Here is a 3,757-nt window from a genome sequence, read left to right as displayed (position 1 = left end):
GCGACCCGCTTGATGCTCACGGCATCCGCGACCGACGATCCGCCGTACTTCTGGACGATCAGCGCCACGATGAAACTCCACGCGTGTGTTGAGGGGCCGGATGCCGCACCCGACGTTCCATCTTACGGAGCCGTTCATGCGCCCTTTGCCATGTGACCGGGCGGGCGCCGCGGTGTCAGCCGGAGGCCACAGGGGGCAGCTCGCCGTCGGACGTGCGCGCCCGGAACGTGCCGCCCGTGGCCGCCAGCCAGCAGCCGACGATCACGAGGGGGAACCCGATGAGCAGGCCGGGGGTCAGCGGCTCCCCCAGCACGATCGTGCCGAGCACGATCGCCACGACCGGGTTCACGTAGGTGAACAGCGGGGCGCGCACCGGCCCCACCCGCTTGATGAGCGCGAAGAACGTGATGAACGCGATGGCCGTGCACAGCACGGCGAGGGCCACGAGCGACACCGTGCTCGCGACGGTCGGCACCTCGTGCTGCGTCAGGAAGGCGATGGGGGTGTAGAAGATGCCGACCGCGAAGAGGGCGAGGGTGATCGATCCGAGCGACGGCACGTCGCGCAGCTTCGTCGCGATGACGAACGGGGCGATGGCGTACAGCAGCGCAACCAGCAGCACCTCGCCGACCGCGAGGAGCCCTCCTCCGCCCTCGACGGCGAGCCCGGGGCCCGCGACGATGACGAACACGCCGGCGAACCCGACGAACAGGCCGATCGCGCGCCACGGGCTGAGCACCGAGCGGTCGCCGCCGCCGAACGCGATGAGCGCGGCGAACAGCGGCACGGTGGCCACCAGCAGTCCGGTGAGCCCCGACGGCAGCGTCTGCTCGGCGTGCCCGAGCAGCAGGAACGGCCCTGCCATCTCGATCGCACCGAACAGCAGCACCCAGCCGATCTTCGCGAACGCGGGTCGCAGCGCCTTCGCGCGGATCGCGAACGGCAGCAGGAGCAGCGCGCCGAGCAGCGTGCGCCCCGCGACCACCGCGGCAGGCGAATACGACTCGACCGCGATGCTGATGAACAGATAGGGGATGCCCCACAGCAGCGCCATGGCGGCGAACAGCAGCCATGCGCGCGTGTCGAACCGCTGGACGGGAGTCATCCGGTGCCCTTTCTCGCCGTCGAACCAGGGTGCACCGGTCACAGGCGCGGCGCGAGGATCGCGAACGACACTCTACGACCGATCTCGGACATCGGCCGGAGGGGTGCGCGGGCTCAGACCGAGCGCCGGCCCTCGAAGGCGCGGCCGAGGGTGACCTCGTCGGCGTACTCGAGGTCGCCGCCGACCGGCAGGCCCGAGGCGAGCCGGGTCACCGAGATCTCGAGCGTGTGCAGCAGCCGGCTGAGGTAGGTCGCCGTCGCCTCGCCCTCGAGGTTGGGGTTGGTGGCCAGGATGACCTCCTGCACGGTGCCGTCCGCGAGGCGCTGCATCAGCTGCGCGATGCGCAGGTCGTCCGGTCCGATCCCCGCGATGGGGCTGATCGCTCCGCCGAGCACGTGGTAGAGCCCGCGGAACTCGCGCGTGCGCTCGATGGCCGCGACGTCCTTGGCGTCCTCGACGACGCAGATGAGCGTCTGGTTGCGCCGGGGATCGCGGCAGATGGAGCAGCGCTCCTGCTCGGACACGTTGCCGCACACCTCGCAGAAGCGCACCTTCTCGCGCACCTCGGCCAGGAGTTCGGCGAGGTGCGACACGTCGAAGTTCGGCGTCTGCAGGATGTGGAACGCGATGCGCTGCGCCGACTTCGGCCCGATGCCCGGAAGGCGGCCGAACTCGTCGATCAGGTCTTGGACGATGCCGTCGTACATGGGCTAGCTGAACCTCGTCGGGGGCTCGTACGGCTCTTCGCCGACGAACGTGGCACCGAGCATCTGGCGCACGACAGCTTCGCCGTAACGCTGCACGCCGTCGTTGCGCGGACGCACGACGGGTGTGATCGGCGGCGCGACCGTCGGGGGCACGGGAAGATCGACCGGGGCACCCGACTCGTCGAGGTCGGTGTCGTCGTCGATCTCTTCCTCGCGCTCGACGGCGGGCTCCAGCTCGGTGCGCGGCAGCACATCGCCGTCGTGCGGCGCCTGCCGCGGCGGAGCCAGCGTCGCGACGCGTGCGCGCGCGGCGTCTTCGGGCTCGTCGTCGACGGCGAACTGGCCCATGCTCGGCATCGCGGCGGGACCCGGGTCGGGTGGCGGGGCGTCATCGTCGGACGGGATCGGCGCGACCGCCCAGTCGGTGACGGGCGCCGCGGCCGCCGGAGCGGCCTTCGCTGCCGGAGCCGTCGTCCTGCCCGCCGGCGCCGCCGACGTGTCGCCCGAAGCCATCGGGCGCGCGTTCCCCGCGGCCTGCGGACCCGATGAGCCCGGCGCCGTCGCCGGCGGGGCCGAGGCCACCGGGCCGGAGGGCCGTGCCGGAGCGTCCTGCGCGCGCGGTGCGCCGGCGGCCACCGGCGCACCAGCAGGTGCCGACGGTGCGGACTGCGGTGAGGGACCACGATCGGCTGCCGCGCCGCCGGAGTCGCGCGAGCCTGCCTCGGCGAGGCGCGGGAGGAATTTCACCTGGCTGCCGAAGATCTGCTCGATGGCACTGCGCACATCGAGGAATGCGCCCTGGCCCTGCGGCTTGGGCTTGAACTTCGTGAGGTCGCTCGCGCTGGAGAACTCCAGCGCCACGACCTTGTCGTCGCCCTGGGCGTTGACCGCGATGGGCCGGGAGCCCGTCGCCACCATCCACGACCCACGGCTGATGCCTTCCAGCCGGGCGAGCACCTCGGGCCAGGCCGCGATGAGGCTGTCGGTCGTGAGCTCCTTCGGAGCGGCGGGCGCGGCCTCCGGCACCGCGACCGGCGTGGGTGGGGAGACGACGGAAGGCGCCGCAGCGACCGGCACCGTCGCGGCGGCCGGCGCCGTGGCGGCGACCGGCACCGACGGCGCGGACGGTGCTGCCGGGGCGGCGGCATCCGCCCCCCTCGCCAGCACACGGGCGACCATCAGCTCGAGCTGCAGCCGTGGCGAGGTGGCGCCGGTCATGTCGTCGAGCGTGCCGACCACGAGGTCGGCGATCCGCGACAGGCGCGACGGGCCGAAGGCCTCGGCCTGTCGCCGCATGCGGGTGAGGTCGTCGGCCGAGATGCCGCGGAGCACGGCCGAGGCGTCCTGGCCCGTCGCAGCCACGACGATCAGGTCGCGCAGCCGCTCGAGCAGGTCGTCGACGAAGCGGCGGGGATCCTGGCCCGTCTGCACGACGCGGTCGACGGCCGCGAACGCCGCCCCGGCATCGGACGAGCCGAATGCGTCGATGACCTCGTCGAGCAGCTCGTCGGGCGTGTACCCGAGCAGGGCGACGGCACGCGCGTAGGTGACCTTGGCGTCATCGGAGCCGGCGATCAGCTGATCGAGCAGCGACAGCGTGTCTCGCGGTGAGCCGCCGCCGGCGCGCACTACGAGCGGCAGCACACCCTGCTCGACCTCGACCCGCTCTTCGGCGCACAGCTTCTCGACGTACTCGAGCATCGCTGCCGGCGGGACGAGCCGGAACGGGTAGTGGTGCGTGCGCGAGCGGATCGTGCCGATGACCTTCTCGGGCTCGGTCGTCGCGAAGATGAACTTGACATGATCCGGCGGCTCTTCGACGAGCTTGAGCAGCGCGTTGAAGCCCTGCGGCGTCACCATGTGCGCCTCGTCGAGGATGAAGATCTTGAACCGGTCGCGGGCCGGGGCGAACACCGCCCGCTCGCGCAGGTCTCGGGCGTCGTCG

Annotated in this window: 3 protein-coding genes; all 3 read right to left on the bottom strand. The window is 72.1% G+C overall.

The window, feature by feature from the left end; all coding sequences use genetic code 11:
- Positions 1-175: 175 nt before the first annotated feature.
- A complete protein-coding gene (locus ACTHNQ_RS19155; RefSeq protein WP_440335530.1) occupies positions 176-1,105 on the bottom strand; it encodes a DMT family transporter in 930 nt (309 codons plus the stop codon).
- A gap of 113 nt (positions 1,106-1,218) precedes the next feature.
- Positions 1,219-1,812 (bottom strand): recombination mediator RecR, encoded by a 594-nt coding sequence (gene recR / locus ACTHNQ_RS19150; RefSeq protein WP_018172655.1) that lies wholly within the window; start codon positions 1,810-1,812, stop codon positions 1,219-1,221.
- A 3-nt stretch (positions 1,813-1,815) separates the two neighbouring features.
- Positions 1,816-3,757: DNA polymerase III subunit gamma and tau (locus ACTHNQ_RS19145; protein WP_440335529.1), on the bottom strand; the 1,942-nt coding region annotated here is incomplete at its 5' end.

Source organism: Microbacterium sp. (assembly GCF_051953575.1).
In the GTDB taxonomy this organism is placed as follows: Bacteria; Actinomycetota; Actinomycetes; order Actinomycetales; family Microbacteriaceae; genus Microbacterium.
The sequence above is the reverse complement of the archived record's forward strand: the minus strand, read 5'-3'. Positions and strand labels throughout refer to the sequence as shown.